15 protein-coding genes are annotated in these 14,554 nt (G+C 55.8%); 8 read left to right on the top strand and 7 right to left on the bottom strand.

Annotation, left to right across the window (positions count from 1 at the left end):
- Positions 1-7: 7 nt before the first annotated feature.
- The 3 genes from CSE01S_RS09155 (at position 8) to CSE01S_RS09145 (ending at position 4,036) form a co-directional block, all read left to right on the top strand.
- The gene (locus tag CSE01S_RS09155; protein ID WP_042287162.1) at positions 8-1,336 is read left to right on the top strand and encodes an MFS transporter; all 1,329 of its coding nucleotides are present in this window, start codon (positions 8-10) and stop codon (positions 1,334-1,336) included.
- A gap of 141 nt (positions 1,337-1,477) precedes the next feature.
- A complete protein-coding gene (gene uhpT, locus CSE01S_RS09150; protein WP_042287159.1) occupies positions 1,478-2,869 on the top strand; it encodes a hexose-6-phosphate:phosphate antiporter UhpT in 1,392 nt (463 codons plus the stop codon).
- A gap of 162 nt (positions 2,870-3,031) precedes the next feature.
- Positions 3,032-4,036 (top strand): alpha/beta fold hydrolase, encoded by a 1,005-nt coding sequence (locus CSE01S_RS09145; protein WP_084588993.1) that lies wholly within the window; start codon positions 3,032-3,034, stop codon positions 4,034-4,036.
- Here the strand turns inward: CSE01S_RS09145 and CSE01S_RS09140 are convergent.
- On the bottom strand, positions 4,024-4,926 hold the full coding sequence (locus CSE01S_RS09140) for a LysR family transcriptional regulator (RefSeq protein WP_042287156.1): 903 nt from the start codon (positions 4,924-4,926) through the stop codon (positions 4,024-4,026). The genes CSE01S_RS09145 and CSE01S_RS09140 overlap by 13 nt on opposite strands.
- Before the next feature lie 99 nt (positions 4,927-5,025).
- Here CSE01S_RS09140 and CSE01S_RS09135 point away from each other — a divergent pair, with 99 nt between their 5' ends.
- From CSE01S_RS09135 to nepI, 3 genes are all read left to right on the top strand, one after another.
- Positions 5,026-5,478 (top strand): DUF1198 domain-containing protein, encoded by a 453-nt coding sequence (locus CSE01S_RS09135; protein WP_042287154.1) that lies wholly within the window; start codon positions 5,026-5,028, stop codon positions 5,476-5,478.
- 97 nt (positions 5,479-5,575) lie between these two features.
- A complete protein-coding gene (locus CSE01S_RS09130; RefSeq protein ID WP_042287149.1) occupies positions 5,576-6,103 on the top strand; it encodes an SRPBCC domain-containing protein in 528 nt (175 codons plus the stop codon).
- A gap of 64 nt (positions 6,104-6,167) precedes the next feature.
- Positions 6,168-7,367 (top strand): purine ribonucleoside efflux pump NepI, encoded by a 1,200-nt coding sequence (gene nepI, locus CSE01S_RS09125; RefSeq protein WP_042287396.1) that lies wholly within the window; start codon positions 6,168-6,170, stop codon positions 7,365-7,367.
- 59 nt (positions 7,368-7,426) lie between these two features.
- On the opposite strand, the gene CSE01S_RS09120 is transcribed toward nepI, so the two are convergent.
- The 5 genes from CSE01S_RS09120 to CSE01S_RS09100 all read right to left on the bottom strand — a co-directional run bounded on the left by CSE01S_RS09120 (position 7,427) and on the right by CSE01S_RS09100 (position 12,381).
- Positions 7,427-8,806: a carbohydrate porin gene (locus CSE01S_RS09120; RefSeq protein WP_042287145.1), complete on the bottom strand. Its 1,380-nt coding sequence runs from the start codon at positions 8,804-8,806 to the stop codon at positions 7,427-7,429.
- Positions 8,807-9,005: 199 nt separating this feature from the next.
- Positions 9,006-9,308 carry a PTS lactose/cellobiose transporter subunit IIA gene (locus tag CSE01S_RS09115; protein WP_008786514.1) on the bottom strand — a complete coding sequence of 101 codons (303 nt, stop codon included), beginning with the start codon at positions 9,306-9,308 and terminating at the stop codon, positions 9,006-9,008.
- 12 nt (positions 9,309-9,320) lie between these two features.
- On the bottom strand, positions 9,321-10,703 hold the full coding sequence (locus tag CSE01S_RS09110) for a glycoside hydrolase family 1 protein (protein WP_042287141.1): 1,383 nt from the start codon (positions 10,701-10,703) through the stop codon (positions 9,321-9,323).
- Positions 10,704-10,723: 20 nt separating this feature from the next.
- Positions 10,724-12,055: a PTS sugar transporter subunit IIC gene (locus CSE01S_RS09105; RefSeq protein ID WP_042287138.1), complete on the bottom strand. Its 1,332-nt coding sequence runs from the start codon at positions 12,053-12,055 to the stop codon at positions 10,724-10,726.
- A gap of 11 nt (positions 12,056-12,066) precedes the next feature.
- The gene (locus CSE01S_RS09100; RefSeq protein WP_042287136.1) at positions 12,067-12,381 is read right to left on the bottom strand and encodes a PTS sugar transporter subunit IIB; all 315 of its coding nucleotides are present in this window, start codon (positions 12,379-12,381) and stop codon (positions 12,067-12,069) included.
- Positions 12,382-12,673: 292 nt separating this feature from the next.
- Here CSE01S_RS09100 and CSE01S_RS09095 point away from each other — a divergent pair, with 292 nt between their 5' ends.
- The gene (locus CSE01S_RS09095; protein ID WP_042287133.1) at positions 12,674-13,630 is read left to right on the top strand and encodes a LacI family DNA-binding transcriptional regulator; all 957 of its coding nucleotides are present in this window, start codon (positions 12,674-12,676) and stop codon (positions 13,628-13,630) included.
- A gap of 35 nt (positions 13,631-13,665) precedes the next feature.
- On the opposite strand, the gene CSE01S_RS09090 is transcribed toward CSE01S_RS09095, so the two are convergent.
- The gene (locus CSE01S_RS09090; RefSeq protein WP_042287129.1) at positions 13,666-13,959 is read right to left on the bottom strand and encodes a YicS family protein; all 294 of its coding nucleotides are present in this window, start codon (positions 13,957-13,959) and stop codon (positions 13,666-13,668) included.
- 127 nt (positions 13,960-14,086) lie between these two features.
- Here CSE01S_RS09090 and CSE01S_RS09085 point away from each other — a divergent pair, with 127 nt between their 5' ends.
- On the top strand, positions 14,087-14,503 hold the full coding sequence (locus CSE01S_RS09085; RefSeq protein WP_042287393.1) for a GNAT family N-acetyltransferase: 417 nt from the start codon (positions 14,087-14,089) through the stop codon (positions 14,501-14,503).
- The last annotated feature ends 51 nt before the right edge of the window (positions 14,504-14,554 follow it).

Raw genomic sequence — 14,554 nt, 5'->3', positions numbered from 1 at the left:
AGCGGCGATGTTTCAGTTTTTAAAGGCCCCGGCCAGCGCGCCGTTGATGACCGATAAACAGGAAATTGATGCCCGCTACCGCTACTGGCGACGGCATATTCTGTTAACCATCTGGCTTGGCTATGCGCTGTTTTATTTTACCCGTAAGAGCTTCAATGCCGCCGTGCCGGAGATCCTCGCCAGCGGCGTGCTGACCCGCAGCGATATCGGTCTGCTGGCGACGCTGTTTTATATCACCTACGGTCTGTCGAAGTTTGTGTCGGGTGTCGTCAGCGACCGCTCGAACGCGAGATACTTTATGGGGGCAGGACTTATCGCCACTGGCATGGTGAATATTCTTTTCGGCTTTTCCTCCTCGCTGTGGGCGTTTGCGCTACTGTGGGCGCTGAACGCCTTTTTTCAGGGATGGGGCGCGCCGGTGTGCGCGCGTTTGCTCACCGCCTGGTACTCGCGCAACGAGCGCGGCGGCTGGTGGGCTATCTGGAATACTGCACACAACGTCGGCGGCGCGCTGATCCCCATCGTGATGGCCGCCACCGCGCTGCACTACGGTTGGCGGGCGGGGATGATGATTGCCGGAACGTTGGCGATTGCCGTCGGCATTGTGCTGTGCTGGCGGCTGCGCGACCGCCCCCAGGCCGTGGGTCTACCGCCCGTGGGCGACTGGCGGCACGATGCGCTGGAGATTGCCCAGCAGCAGGAGGGCGCAGGCCTTAACCGTAAAGCGATCCTCACCAAATACGTGCTGCTTAACCCGTACATCTGGCTGCTGTCGCTCTGTTATGTGCTGGTGTACGTGGTGCGCGCGGCCATCAACGACTGGGGCAACCTGTATATGTCTGAGACGCTGGATGTGGATCTGGTGACCGCCAACTCGGCGGTGACCATGTTCGAGCTGGGCGGATTTATTGGCGCGCTGGTGGCGGGCTGGGGCTCGGACAAACTGTTCAATGGCAACCGTGGCCCGATGAACCTCATTTTTGCCGCCGGGATCCTGCTTTCCGTCGGCTCGCTGTGGCTGATGCCGTTCGCCAGCTACGTCATGCAGGCGGCGTGTTTCTTCACGACGGGCTTTTTCGTTTTTGGCCCACAAATGCTAATCGGCATGGCGGCGGCGGAGTGTTCGCACAAAGAGGCGGCGGGCGCGGCCACCGGCTTTGTCGGGCTGTTTGCCTATCTTGGCGCCTCGCTCTCCGGCTGGCCGCTGGCGCAGGTGCTGGAGATCTGGCACTGGACGGGATTCTTTGTGGTGATTAGCGTGGCATCGGGTATTTCTGCACTCTTGCTGCTGCCATTTTTAAACGCACAGGCGCCGCGCATGGTCAGCGAAGCGTGATGTACCTCACCTTTTCACCGCAAATGGGACAAAACTAAGACATTTTCCCGGTTTTACCTGGACGCTGTCTCAGGCTCAATTCCCGGCTGATTTTTACAATGCCTGCCATTCGCAGGTAAAAAATTAGCTCGGGAGAGATCTATGCTGGCCTTTCTGAATCAGGTGCGCAAGCCGACCCTGGATCTGCCGCTCGATGTGCGGCGTAAGATGTGGTTCAAACCGTTCATGCAGTCTTATCTGGTGGTCTTTATCGGCTACCTGACCATGTACCTGATCCGCAAAAACTTTAACATCGCCCAGAACGACATGATCTCGACCTACGGGCTGAGCATGACGCAACTGGGGATGATTGGCCTTGGCTTCTCCATCACCTATGGGGTGGGGAAAACGCTGGTTTCTTATTATGCTGACGGTAAGAATACCAAGCAGTTCCTGCCGTTTATGCTGATCCTCTCGGCGATCTGTATGCTCGGCTTCAGCGCCAGCATGGGCAGTGGCTCTGTCAGCCTGTTCCTGATGATCGCCTTCTACGCCCTGAGCGGTTTCTTCCAGAGTACCGGCGGGTCGTGCAGCTACTCCACCATTACCAAATGGACCCCGCGGCGCAAGCGCGGCACCTTCCTTGGCTTCTGGAACATCTCTCATAACCTCGGCGGCGCGGGCGCGGCTGGCGTGGCGCTGTTCGGCGCGAATGTCCTGTTCGACGGCCACGTGATCGGTATGTTTATCTTTCCGTCGGTTATCGCCCTGATTGTCGGCTTTATCGGCCTGCGCTTCGGCAGCGATTCCCCGGAATCTTACGGTCTCGGCAAAGCCGAAGAGTTGTTCGGCGAGGAGATCAGCGAAGAGGACAAAGAGACCGAAGAGAACGAGATGTCCAAATGGCAGATCTTTGTTGAATACGTGCTGAAAAACAAAGTGATCTGGCTGCTGTGCTTCTCGAATATCTTCCTGTACGTCGTGCGCATCGGCATCGACCAGTGGTCAACCGTGTATGCTTTCCAGGAGCTGAAGCTCTCGAAAGAGGTGGCGATTCAGGGCTTTACCCTGTTCGAAGTGGGCGCGCTGGTCGGCACGCTGCTGTGGGGCTGGCTCTCCGATCTCGCCAACGGCCGTCGCGCGCTGGTGGCGTGTATCGCGCTGGCGCTGATTATCGCCACGCTCGGCGTATACCAGCACGCCAGCAACCAGTATGTCTACCTGGCGTCCCTGTTTGCGCTCGGCTTCCTCGTCTTTGGCCCGCAGCTGCTGATCGGCGTGGCGGCGGTCGGCTTCGTGCCGAAAAAAGCGATCGGCGCCGCCGATGGGATCAAAGGCACCTTCGCCTACCTGATCGGCGACAGCTTCGCCAAGCTGGGCCTGGGGATGATCGCCGACGGCACGCCGATTTTCGGCCTCACCGGCTGGGCGGGCACCTTCGCGGCGCTGGATGCGGCAGCGATTGGCTGTATCGTCCTGATGGCGATGGTGGCGGTGCTGGAAGAACGTAAGATCCGCCGTGAAAATCGTGCCCAGAAATTAAAAGTAGTCTGAGTGTGCAGGTAACTTCTTTGCCCGGTGTGTGATGCCGGGCTTTTTTGTTCTGAACTCCACTCTTTACCCCGCTTTACACACCCGCTCCGTCTGATGCTCTACAGTGTTATTTTGCTGCCGCCTTTCGCGCAGCCTTTGACCTTTATTTCCTGGAGAGCTTGCATGATGTCCCGACGATTATCCTGTCTGGCGCTGTTGATGGCGCTGGCGCCCCCCGCAATGGCTGCGGATGCCCCCACATACGGCGAGAAGCTGGAAGGTTTCGACTACGGCTGGCCGGTTCAGCACTTTACCTTTACCTCGCAGAATCAGTCTCTGGATATGGCTTATCTGGACGTGAAGCCGGAAAAACCCAATGGCCGCACCGTGGTGCTGATGCACGGCAAAAACTTCTGTGCCGGAACGTGGGATGGCACGATCCGCGCGCTCTCAGCCAGCGGGTATCGCGTGGTGGCACCTGACCAGATCGGCTTCTGTAAATCCACCAAGCCGGAGAGCTATCAGTACACCTTCCAGCAGCTGGCGGATAACACCCATGCGCTACTGGAGAAGCTGGGTGTTGAACGGGCGACGGTGATCGGGCATTCCACCGGCGGCATGCTGGCGACCCGCTACGCGCTGATGTGGCCGCAGCAGGTGGAGCAACTGGTGATGGTCAACCCGATTGGCCTGGAGGACTGGAAAGCGCGCGGCGTGCCGCACATTACGGTCGACCAGTGGTATCAGCGCGAGCTGAAGGTCAGCGCCGACGGCATTCGTCAGTACGAGAAAAATACCTACTACGCCGGAGAGTGGAAGCCGGAGTACGAGCGTTGGGTCACCATGCTCGCCGGGCTGAACAACGGGCCGGGCAAAGAACGCGTGGCCTGGAACTCGGCGCTGCTCTACGACATGATCTACACCCAGCCGGTGATCTACGAATTTAGCGAACTCAACATGACGGTATTATTGATGATCGGCACGAAGGACAACACCGCCATCGGGAAAGACCTCGCCCCGCCTGAGATCCGCAAAACGCTCGGCAACTATGCGGTGCTCGGGAAGGGGACGGCGAAGCGCATCCCGCACGCGACGCTGGTGGAATTTAACGACATGGGCCATGCGCCGCAGATGCAGGACCCCTCGCGCTTTCACGAGGCGCTGCTTAAGGGGCTTCAGGCTCGCTGACTGGTTTGCAGTAACAGCCCGCGCAGCCACGCCTGCGCGGGATTGCGGTGCGTTCTGCCGTGCCAGGCCATGCTTTTGGTAAAGCCAGGCACGGGAACTGGCGTCTCGCAGACGAACATCCCCGTTTGATTTTCCGCGATGCGTGACGGCACGACGGCAATCATATCGCTGAGGGCCAGCACGTCCGGCAGGACTAAAAAGTGGCTCACCGAGAGCCCCACGTGCCGCGTCCGGCCAATTTTCTCCAGCGCGCTATCGGTTACCCCGCGAAAGCCGTCTCCCTCGTAAGAAACCAGCACATGCTCAAGGGCGCAAAATCGGTCTACCGTCATTGGCTCTCCGGCGTTTGGATGATCGGCGCGCATCATGCATACGTACCGTTCATCATAAAGCGCACGGCTGTGAAGCTCATCGGGCGTGGTATGGGGGGTGATCAACGCCACGTCAATATCGCCCTGCTCAAGCTGGCTGACAAGGCTGCCGGGGGTAACGGGCACCACGCGCACGCGGATGCCAGGCGCCTGTGCCTTAAGGGCGGCGATAAACGGCACAACAACCGCGCGCAGGGCGTAATCCGTAGCGGCAAGAGTGAAGGTGAGGCGAGCGGTATTAGGGTCAAAGGCAACGGGCTGAAGCAGTACGTCGATATCCGCGAGAATGCGCTTCACCGGAACGGCTAGCGCTTCCGCACGCGTGGTTGGCACCATGCCGTGCGGGGCGCGGATAAAGAGCGGATCGTCGAAGTAGTCCCGCAGGCGGTTGAGCATGCCGCTGACCGCAGGTTGGGTCAGAGCAAGACGCGCCGCCGCGCGGGTGACGCTGCGCTCGTCCAGCAGAGCGTCGAGCGTTTTCAGCAGGTTAAGATCCAGCGTGCGCAGATCCGCTTTCATGACGATTTTCCACCTCTTTTCCGTTCACTATTATGGCGCTGCCCGCTGTCGACGCATTGCGTTTCCCGCTATGATGAGCGGCTAGTCTAAGGAGAACGCATGGTCTGGATAATGCTGGCAACGCTTGCCGTGGTGTTTGTGGTTGGGTTTCGCGTCCTGACTTCCGATTCCCGCCGCGCCATCAAACGTTTAAGCGAGCGTCTGGGAGTCACCCCGATGCCGGTCGAGTCGATGATTGACCAGTTCGGCAAAACGCCGGGCAATGAGTTTATCCACTACCTCGAGCGCCCCGACGAGGCGCACCTGCAAAATGCCGCCCAGGTGCTGCTGATCTGGCAGGTCTGCATCGTCGACGGTAGCGAAGAGAATCTGCATTCCTGGCACCGCATGCTGCGTAAAGCCCGTCTGGCCGCGCCGATCACCGATGCGCAAATCCGCCTCGCGCTCGGCTTCATGCGCGAGATAGAACCCGATCCGCAGGAGCTTAACGCCTTCCAGCTGCGCTATAACCAGCTTTTCCTCCCGGAAGAGGGCGTGTTTTATCTGCACTGATATCACGAAACGTGATGAAGAGTATAAAGCATCGTCATTAGATTTATATCTGCCGCAGGCGCACCATCACCTCATCCACTCGCTGATGAGGTGAACCATGAAACAATCCGCCATTATCTGGCCGAACGACTACCTGCCAGGCACCACCGATAACTTTGCATCCAACGAAATCATCGTCGCCGGGCTGAGCGCAAAAGAGATTTGGGCGCAGCTTAACGACACAACCCTGTGGCCGAACTACTACAGCAACGCCGAAGATATCCGTTTTCACGACGGCAGCGGTCCGGAACTGAGCGCCAACTCTCGCTTTCGCTTCACGACCTTTGGCTTCCCGGTTGAGGCGCAGGTCACGGAGTATGTTCCACCCGTGGACGGTGAAGCCGCACGGATCGCATGGCACGGCTGGGTGGAAGGGGATGAGAAGGCGCGTCTGGATGTGATCCACGCCTGGCTGTTTGAAGACTTGCCGGGTAACCGCGTCCGTATTCTGACTCAGGAGTCGCAAAAAGGCGTTCCTGCCCAGGAACTTGCTCGCACAGTACCGAATCCGATGATTAACGGGCACCAGGAATGGATCGTCGGGCTGGCGAATGCGGCGATGCAAGAAAAGTTGTCTAAACGTTAAATCCGTCACACTTTTGATGATAAACTGCGCGACTTTTCCGCACGTTTTTATCTCAGGTGATGCCATGACAGAACATATCCAGCCCACAATTCCACCGCAGGCCAAAGCGGTTTCGCGCCCAAACTGGTCTGCGGTCTTTGCCGTGGCGTTTTGTGTAGCCTGCCTGATTACCGTTGAGTTTCTGCCGGTTAGCCTGCTGACGCCGATGGCGCAGGATCTGGGCATCACCGAAGGCGTAGCCGGGCAGTCGGTGACGGTGACGGCGTTTGTCGCGATGTTCGCCAGCCTGTTTATCACCCAGATCATTCAGGCCACCGATCGCCGTTACGTGGTGATCCTGTTTTCCGTGCTGTTGACGCTCTCCTGCCTGCTGGTCTCTTTTGCGCATTCCTTTACGCTGCTGCTGGTGGGGCGTGCCTGCCTTGGGCTGGCGCTCGGTGGATTCTGGGCGATGTCGGCGTCGTTGACGATGCGGTTGGTGCCGCCGAGAACGGTGCCGAAGGCGCTGTCGGTAATTTTTGGCGCGGTCTCCATCGCGCTGGTGATCGCCGCCCCGTTGGGCAGCTTTTTGGGTGGGATTATCGGTTGGCGCAACGTCTTTAACGCCGCGGCGGTGATGGGCCTGCTGTGCATCGTCTGGATTGTAAAATCGCTGCCGTCGCTGCCCGGCGAGCCGTCACATCAAAAGCAGAACATGTTCAGCTTGCTCAATCGCCCAGGGGTGATGGCCGGGATGATCGCCATTTTTATGTCCTTTGCCGGACAGTTCGCGTTCTTCACCTATATTCGCCCGGTGTATATGAATCTGGCGGGATTTGATGTCGATGGCCTGACGCTGGTCTTGCTGAGCTTCGGAATTGCCAGCTTTGTCGGTACTTCGCTCTCGTCCGTTATCCTCAAACGTTCGGTGAAACTGGCGCTGGCCGGTGCGCCGTTGGTACTGGCGGTGAGCGCGCTGGTGCTGACCCTGTGGGGGGACGATAAGACGGTAGCGGCAGTCATTGCGGTTATCTGGGGACTGGCGTTTGCGCTGGTGCCGGTGGGCTGGTCGACATGGATCACCCGTTCGCTTGCCGATCAGGCAGAAAAGGCTGGATCCGTTCAGGTCGCCGTGATCCAGCTTGCCAATACCTGCGGGGCTGCGGTGGGAGGCTATGCACTCGATAACCTCGGCCTGCTGTCGCCCCTGATGCTTTCCGGCAGCCTGATGCTGCTGACGGCGCTTCTGGTGGCAGCGAAAGTGCGCATAAAGGATATGCAATGATCGCCTGAGCCAAGATCTGGCCTACCTGCAGGTAGGCCAGCTACATTCACATACTGCCGTCAGAACCACGCTTCCCACATCGCGCCAATGTTGAAATCATCCAGGGTTTCGTCATCCGTACCGTTCACTCGCGCGGTGCGGTCGTTTTCCACCTTGCCGCCCGTCACATAGAAGCGCAGCATCGGACGGAACTCCGGCCCCATCGCGATCGACATGTTCTGTGACAGAGTCAGCTTCCAGCCTGAGTTATCGCCGCCGGTGTCATAATCGACACGCTGATAACCCGCCTCCAGCCAGGTAGAGTGGACGTCGTTCCAGAAGTACATTGGACGCACGATCGCGCCATAGTTCTTACGGTTTTCACTCTGATCGGAACTGTTGTCGTAGTCATGGAACGCCAGCAGATACTCCACCTGCGCCTGCTGCGTGAATTTGTGGCTACCTTCGAAGCTGGCGTAAACGGTGGTCAGATCGTCGGTTTTGTTGTAAACGCTGTTATCTGAGTTGTCGGAATAGCGGGCGATCACTTTGTTCACACCGCTGTCGTTAGTATGGCTGACCACAAACGCGCCTTGCCAGGCTTTCAGGCGCTCTTCGCTGTCGACGGCTTTCGAGTCAAAGCCGTAGTTGGCGTAGATTTCCAGATCCAGCGGGCCGAGCTTCATGCCGTGAATTTTCGAGGTCACTGCATAATTGCCCTTATCGCCAGTGCCGGAGCCGCCGGTACAGGTAATGCGCGACGGGTTCGCTTCGTCTTCCATGACTTCCGGGCTGCACGACTCCACCGCGGCCACGGTCGCCACGTCAAACTGGACGCCGCCAATGTCGACGTTTTTCACCCCGGCGCCCTGACCGTCGTGGTTCATCCAGAAATAGTCGTTGATACCCTGTTGAGGACGCTGGTGGAAGTCGCGGCCCGCCCAAATGTAAGCGTTCGGGTTAGAGGCCAGCACGTTCGTCACGCCCGCGTAGGCTTTTTTGAGGTTTACCTCATCGCCCCAATGGTCGATCATTACGTTAATATCCCAGATGGCGCCGTTATCGCTTTTGAAGGCTTTCGACAGTTGGAATTCCCCGCCGTTGCTTTCATTACCCAGACGACCAATCGCCGACGCGCCGTTATAGGAACCGTCGACGCCGACATATTTCTGATCGCCGCTCTGGAAGTGCGCCCCGTAGCGCGCGTAGCCGCTAAATTTCACGCCAAAGGGGATGGCCATATCCGGAGACTGGGCGGCGCTTTGCGGTTCGTTAATGACATCGGCTTTCTGCGCTATCGCGGCGTCCATTTTCGCCTGCCGCTCCGCCAGCGCTTTATCCACGGCTTTAGCGACGATAGCGTCGATCTGTTCCTGAGTAAATTCCTGTGCGAGCGCAGACATGGGACACAGCGCGGCAATGACCGCCAGCGTTACTGGAAGTTTTTTTATCATGTTCATGGTTATCTCATCGGCACTTTATCCTTCAGGCTGCTTTCGCATTCTGAACAGATGTGACCATTAATTTATTTTAAGATAATAACCATCCCGTCTCGGTTTAATTGCTATCACCAAAACAAGTTGATCTGTTTTTTATATAAAGGGTACAGAAAACGTTTATTTAATCGTGGTGTCGTCTCCGTGTATTATTTAAATGAATTTAGCGTTGATAGAGATGAATAATTTCCTCTGATAGCTCGCGGGCTAGCAGCGACGTCATTAAATGATCCTGCGCATGCACCATAATTAATGTCATCGGTTGCCGGGCTTCCCCGGCATCCTGTTCGATCAATTTGGTTTGCATGTGGTGAGCCTGACGCGCATAGCCATCAGCCTCACGAAGCAGGCTTTTCGCTTCGTCAATGTTGCCAGCGCGCGCGGCGTGCAGCGCCTCAAAGCAGAGGCTGCGTGACTGTCCGGCATTGACGATGATTTCCATTACCGCTTCTTCTAATGCAATCATGATATTCTCGTATTAATCGAATCCATTACTGGCGGCAGTTTTCGCAAACCACTCGCCGCTCTTTTTCACCGTACGCTGTTGCGTGTCTAAATCTAATTGCACAAAGCCGTAGCGGTTTTTATAACCATTGAGCCATGACCAGTTATCAATAAAGGTCCACATATGGTAGCCAAGGCAATTGCAGCCTTCGCTTATTCCTTTATGCAGCCATTTAAGATGTTCTGTGACAAACTCAATACGGTAGCTGTCGTTAATTTTCCCGTCCTGAATAAAGCGCTGTTCGTTTTCCACACCCATGCCGTTTTCGGAAATAAAACAGCGCGGATTGCCGTAATTATCCCGCAGGTTGGTAATAATATCGTAAATACCCGGCTCATAAATTTCCCAGCCGCGATACGGATTCATTTTACGCCCCGGCATTTCGTAATAATCAAATAACCACTCCGGCATAAACGGCGCGTCCGGATTGACGGCGCTGTCCCGGCACTTCACCCGGCGCGGCTGATAGTAGTTGATCCCCAGCAGATCGATTTTGCCGTCGGCGATCAGCTGCGCGTCGCCGGGCTGGCAGGCCGGAAGTTGGTCGTACTCTTTCAGCAGCGTCACCAGGTCCGCCGGATATTCCCCTTTCAGCACCGGGTCGAGGAAGCTACGGTTAAACAGCAGGTCCGCATGGTGCGCGGCCTTCATATCCGCCGGGTTTTGCGAGCGTGGATAGGAGGGCGTCAGGTTGAGGACGACGCCGATCTCACCGTCATAATTTCCGCCGCGATATGCTCGCACCGCCGTAGAATGTGCCAGCACGGTGTGATACGCCACGGTAGCTGCGCGTCTGAAATCCACCACGTTCGGGTAATGGAAGTCATACAGATAGCCGCCTTCAACCGGCACAATCGGCTCGTTGAAGGTGAACCAGTGCTTCACCCGGTTGCCGAACAGGTCGAAACACGTTTGCGCGTAGCGGCCAAACGCGTCCACCACATCGCGGTTTTCCCAGCCGCCTTTTTCCTGCATCACCATCGGCATATCGAAGTGGAACAGGGTAATAAACGGCGTGATGCCCTGCGCCAGCAGCGCGTCGATAACATTGTTATAGAAGGCCACCGCCTCGGGATTCACCTCGCCGGTGCCGTCCGGGATAAGACGTGTCCAACTGATCGAAGTGCGAAAGCTGTTATGGTTTAACTGCTTAAGCAGTGCGATATCCTCTTTCCAGCGCTGATAAAAGGTCGAGGTGTTCGTCGGGCCAACCCCCTGATGGAAACGGCCAGGCTGGCGATCGAACCACGCATCCCATGTGGTCTGGCTTTTGCCGCCGTTCAGGCTATCCCCTTCGGTTTGCAGCGCTGAGCAGGCGCTGCCCCACCAGAAGTTTTCAGGAAAACGGTATCTCATTGTTCTGACTCCTTGATTCATTATGAGTTGCTATGGGCTGCATTCGCCACGGAGACGGCATCCTGCGCTTTTTGCTCTTCTGTTTTCATCAGCGAACGTTCGTAGGCGCGCAGGAACGGCAGGTATATCAGCGCCGACATCACCATACAGATGAGACACATTACCACCGGGCTAAAGGCCCAGTTCGCCGCCCAGGAGGCGCCGATCGGCGCGGGCGTGGTCCACGGCGTTAAAGAAACCACCTGCTCCAGCCAGCCCAGACGGGTCGCGGTGTAAGCCAGTACGGCGTTGATCATCGGTACAAAAACAAACGGAATAAACAGCATCGGGTTCATGATGATCGGCGCGCCGAACAGAATAGGCTCATTGATGTTGAAGAAACTAGGCACAATTCCCATTTTGCCGATAGTTCGCAGGTGCGTGACGCGGCTGCGCAGGAGCAGGAAGGCCAGCGGTAAGGTAGACCCTACGCCGCCAATCAGCAGGTAATGGTCCCAGAACCCTTGCAAATAAACGTGCGGCAGCGCGGCGCCAGCCGCCAATGCGGCCTGATTGGCAGAGAGGTTAGCCATCCAGAACGGGTTCATGATGCCAGTGACAATCAGCGCGCCGTGGATCCCGGCGAACCAGAAAATCTGACACAGCAGGACAGAAAGTAAAATCGCGGGCAGCGAATCCGATGCCGACACCAGCGGCTCCAGCAAATGCATAATCGCCTGCGGAATAATCATCCCGGTCTGCGCTTCAATAAACAGATTCAGCGGATGCAGGGTGGCGATCACTACCAGAACCGGAATCAGGATTTCAAACGAACGGGCGACACCGGTTGGCACTTCTTTTGGCAGGCGGATCGTCACGTTGTGCTGCTTTAGCCAGGCGTAGACGCGGGTAGAATAAATGGCGGTGATTAACGCGGTGAAGATCCCCTGACCGGAAAGGTACTGAGTGGAAATGTTACCGTCGGCATACGGGGCGGCGACCAGCAAAAACGCCATAAACGCCAGCAGGCCGGACATGATCGGATCGAGGTTAAACTGACGGCCCAGGCTTGCGCCGATGCCGACGGAGATAAAGAACGTCATAACGCCCATGCTGAGGTTAAACGGCAGCATCAACTGTTCACGATACGTGGCGGAGAAATCAAGCCAGCCACGGGCAAAGCTGTTGGTGGTTTCGGCAGAAAACGGCGGGAAGATAAACACCAGCATAAACGAGCCGATGATCATAAACGGCAGCGCCGCGGTAAAACCGTCACGAATCGCAATCACATACTTTTGCTGGCCCAGTTTCCCGGCAAGAGGAGTGATGGATTGTTCTATGACAGCAACCATTGACTGATATAACGAACTCATAATGACACCTTCTAGTGTGTCGCTTCAATCAGCGACAGAGCATAGTCCAGCACCTTGTCACCGCGTTGCATTCCGTAATCCAGCATATCGATTGCTTGTACGGGTATACCCTGGGTGGCAGCCTTCTCAGAGAGCGTGTTAAGCATGTACTTTACCTGGGGGCCGAGCAGCACCACCTGGTAATTTGGAAACTGAATGTCAAATTCGGAAACGCCGTAGGCGTCAATTTGTACCGGTAGTTTCCGTTCTTCCGCTGCTTCGACCATTTTACGAACCAGCAGACTGGTAGACATCCCTGCGGAACAACACAACATAATCCTGAACATTGTTAACCATCCTCAAAATGTAAAAACTTATTGCGAGTCTGATTTGATATCATACGGAAACCGGTTTCCATTTGAAGCAAACAGAACTGTGACACTCATCAAGAACTTATTCTTATAAGGCTAATTATTTGGATTCAGCTCACGATTTTGGCTGCAAAAATGTCTTTTTGAGTGAAAATGGAAAATCGATTTCCATGAAAAACGGAAACAGCTATACTGCCTTTGGCGATAAAATGAGCCTATGTTAACTTCAGGATTTGAGGAGCCAGGCGGGCTCTGTCAGGGGAGAATGATGTCTACTATCAACGATGTATCGCGTTTGGCTGGCGTGTCGAAAGCCACGGTGTCGCGCGTGTTGAGCGGATCGCGTGGGGTAAAGGAAGCCAGCCGTCTTGCCGTACTGAAAGCGGTGGATGAGCTAAACTACCGCCCGAATGTGATTGCCCAGTCGCTGCTAAGCCAGACCACGGGCTGTATCGGCGTGATATGCGCCCAGGACAACATCAACCAGACGACGGGCTATCTTTATGCGCTGGAAAAGCATCTGAGCCAGCACCAGAAACATCTGCTGCTTCGCTTTGCCAATACCAAAGCGGAAGTGCTGAGCGCACTCGACGAGCTGAGCTGCGGTTTGTGTGACGATGTGCTGATCATTGGCGCGCGTTTTCCACTGAACATTAACCAGGAGAACGTCATTCTGGTGGACTGTCTGGAAGTGGGGGACGACGTTAACAGCATCCAGTTCGATCACGCTTTCGCGACCGAAACCGCCTGTAACTATCTCATCAGCCAGAATCGCCGACAGATTGCGCTGATTCATCCTCACGGGATGGGTTTTTCCGATCAGGTTTTACTGGGCTATAAACTTGCACTGGAGAAAAACTTCCTGCCGTTTAACCGTAACCTGGTCTTTATGGACGCGACGTCGTCTTCCGTGGCCCTGCAGGAGCTGCTGAATAACGCCTCGACGCTCAACTTTAACGCGCTGTTGGTGGCGGACGAACAGCAGGCGCAGCGGGTTATTCCGCAACTGCAGGCGTTCAATAAGTCCGTTCCGGAAGACATTATGGTTTTCAGCCTGGCGGGATCGCTGCATCTGCCGGGTATTCCCACCATTCCGGCAATTGAATATTCTATGGACGCCATGGCGGCGCGTATTGTCGGTTGGCTCAATGAAAAAACGCAGAATATGCTGGGATCGTATACCCTGCGCGGCGACCTCATTATTCCGGACGTGCGTCAGCGATAATTATGATGACCGGGCGTGGGGCTGCGGCTTCACGCTTACATATCCGGGCATTCAACCTTACCTAACGCTTCCCAATAGTTGTTCTGGTTATTTCTCTCCATCGCCACAATCGCTTCGCGAATATGCAACTGATTCCCTTCTGTAGACATAATGGTTTTTTCCCATGCGTCGTCAGAAGGCGATCCCTTCGGCGAGCAGAGCTTACGTAGATCCTTCAGAATGGTATTTTTCTCGTGTACTGACTGGAGCGCGCCATAAGGCGAGTCGGCCCGGGCGAATCCCGATAGGGTAAAAAGTACGGCAACCATCGTCATAACGGCGAGTTTCATGGTAATAATCCTTTTGTCGATGCGCATCTCATTAAGAATAAGTGTAGACGGTAGGCGGCTCACTCGGCATTCCGTGTGAATGCTGAAAATAAAGTAAGCCAGAAGCGGTATGTTTCAGGAGGATAATATGCAGATACAGGTTACAGAGACGGTTACCGAAGACGATCAGAACGCACTGCTCACCGGGTTACGCGCTTATAATCTTCAGTTCCTGAAAACGACCCATTTTGGCAATCTGGCGGTGTACTGGCGCAATGATCGCGAGATTATCAAAGGGGGGCTGATTGGCGAAATCAAAGGCGAGTGGCTGTGTATAAAATACCTGTGGATGGATGAATCGTTGCGCAGAGGCGGCTACGGCAGACAGCTGATGCAGGCAGCGGAACAGGCAGCGCAGGAGCGAGGCTGTCGTCACGCGCTGGTGGATACCATGAGTTTTCAGGCGCTGCCGTTTTATCAGAAGAACGGATATCAGCTAAAAATGACTCTCGATAATTTCCCGGAAGAAGGCGCGTCGAGACATTATTTAACGAAGACATTTTGATGACCGGTGAGTGAGCCTCTGGAACGTCTTTCACTTTCTTACGCAGCAGAA

Origin of the sequence: Citrobacter sedlakii NBRC 105722, from assembly GCF_000759835.1 — a bacterium.
GTDB lineage: Bacteria > Pseudomonadota > Gammaproteobacteria > Enterobacterales > Enterobacteriaceae > Citrobacter_A > Citrobacter_A sedlakii.
The sequence above is the reverse complement of the archived record's forward strand: the minus strand, read 5'-3'. Positions and strand labels throughout refer to the sequence as shown.

Excerpts from the sequence above, each read along its gene's own strand:
- CSE01S_RS09135 (WP_042287154.1), top strand. The coding sequence starts at position 5,026 with ATGGTCTGGATAATGCTGGCAACGCTTGCCGTGGTGTTTGTGGTTGGG.
- CSE01S_RS09130 (WP_042287149.1), top strand. The coding sequence starts at position 5,576 with ATGAAACAATCCGCCATTATCTGGCCGAACGACTACCTGCCAGGCACC.
- CSE01S_RS09145 (WP_084588993.1), top strand. The coding sequence starts at position 3,032 with ATGATGTCCCGACGATTATCCTGTCTGGCGCTGTTGATGGCGCTGGCG.
- CSE01S_RS09115 (WP_008786514.1), bottom strand. The coding sequence starts at position 9,308 with ATGATTGCATTAGAAGAAGCGGTAATGGAAATCATCGTCAATGCCGGA.
- CSE01S_RS09090 (WP_042287129.1), bottom strand. The coding sequence starts at position 13,959 with ATGAAACTCGCCGTTATGACGATGGTTGCCGTACTTTTTACCCTATCG.
- CSE01S_RS09155 (WP_042287162.1), top strand. The coding sequence starts at position 8 with ATGTTTCAGTTTTTAAAGGCCCCGGCCAGCGCGCCGTTGATGACCGAT.
- CSE01S_RS09105 (WP_042287138.1), bottom strand. The coding sequence starts at position 12,055 with ATGAGTTCGTTATATCAGTCAATGGTTGCTGTCATAGAACAATCCATC.
- CSE01S_RS09100 (WP_042287136.1), bottom strand. The coding sequence starts at position 12,381 with ATGTTCAGGATTATGTTGTGTTGTTCCGCAGGGATGTCTACCAGTCTG.
- CSE01S_RS09095 (WP_042287133.1), top strand. The coding sequence starts at position 12,674 with ATGTCTACTATCAACGATGTATCGCGTTTGGCTGGCGTGTCGAAAGCC.
- CSE01S_RS09140 (WP_042287156.1), bottom strand. The coding sequence starts at position 4,926 with ATGAAAGCGGATCTGCGCACGCTGGATCTTAACCTGCTGAAAACGCTC.
- nepI (WP_042287396.1), top strand. The coding sequence starts at position 6,168 with ATGACAGAACATATCCAGCCCACAATTCCACCGCAGGCCAAAGCGGTT.
- CSE01S_RS09120 (WP_042287145.1), bottom strand. The coding sequence starts at position 8,806 with ATGAACATGATAAAAAAACTTCCAGTAACGCTGGCGGTCATTGCCGCG.
- CSE01S_RS09110 (WP_042287141.1), bottom strand. The coding sequence starts at position 10,703 with ATGAGATACCGTTTTCCTGAAAACTTCTGGTGGGGCAGCGCCTGCTCA.
- uhpT (WP_042287159.1), top strand. The coding sequence starts at position 1,478 with ATGCTGGCCTTTCTGAATCAGGTGCGCAAGCCGACCCTGGATCTGCCG.
- CSE01S_RS09085 (WP_042287393.1), top strand. The coding sequence starts at position 14,087 with ATGCAGATACAGGTTACAGAGACGGTTACCGAAGACGATCAGAACGCA.